The sequence below is a fragment of the Streptococcus mitis genome (assembly GCF_047459985.1).
Classification (GTDB): Bacteria; Bacillota; Bacilli; order Lactobacillales; family Streptococcaceae; genus Streptococcus; species Streptococcus mitis_DZ.
Window position 1 is genome coordinate 1 of sequence record NZ_JASHHD010000042.1, and the last position, 799, is coordinate 799.

A 799-nucleotide genomic window follows, 5' to 3' on the forward strand; every position below is an offset into this window, starting at 1 on the left:
CTACGTATCCTTCTACAGTATCTGTTTTTTCATTATATCCTGTACCAGGAATTAAGTTACTTAGTTGGATATCTTTAATTTTATATCCCGCAGCTTCTGCTTCTGGTGATAATGTGAAACGTTTTTTAGCATCAGTGATATATACATAGTGGTTTCCTTGCTCATAAGTATAACCATAGATTTCTGTAGCTAGATACTCATAAGCACCTCCTGCACCCCATATTGTATTCCCATTAGTTTTTCCTGTAGCACGAAGTTTCCCTTTCCATAGAGCAGCTTCACGACCAAGTTTCTGAGCTTCTGTTTTTGATAAAGGAATATCAGTACGACCACTTATCCCTGCTTGTCCACTATTAGCCGCAGGCACTTCTGTATTCTCTGATTGATAACCATGAACATAAATTTTGTAATTGTTGTTACCATCTAATACTTTATAAGATTTACCTGTTGCTGTAGCAAATTCACCATTTTCTTTTCTTAACTCTGTAGAGGCTGCTGTATACCCTTCATTAGCTGAAAGAGCTACTGCAAACTTACCATCACGACCGATTCCTGCATTTTTCAACTCATTGTAGACTGCAAGGATTGATTCATTAAGACGTTCCAATTGTGCATCTACCTGCTCTTTTGTGACACTTTTATCAGCTAGAAGAGCCTTAGTCTCAGTAAGAACTACTTGGTTTTTAGCGACTGCTGCTGTAACCGCTACCTTATTTTCTTCTTTCACGTCAGCCTTAGCAAGTTCAACCTCAGCCAATTTATTAGTTACTTCAGCTTCTGATGACACTTGAGTCAGAGT

1 pseudogene is annotated in these 799 nt (G+C 38.2%); it reads right to left on the bottom strand.

Annotated features, from left to right (window positions below):
* Positions 1-799, bottom strand: a pseudogene (locus QM959_RS09535) (YSIRK signal domain/LPXTG anchor domain surface protein); the annotation flags it as partial.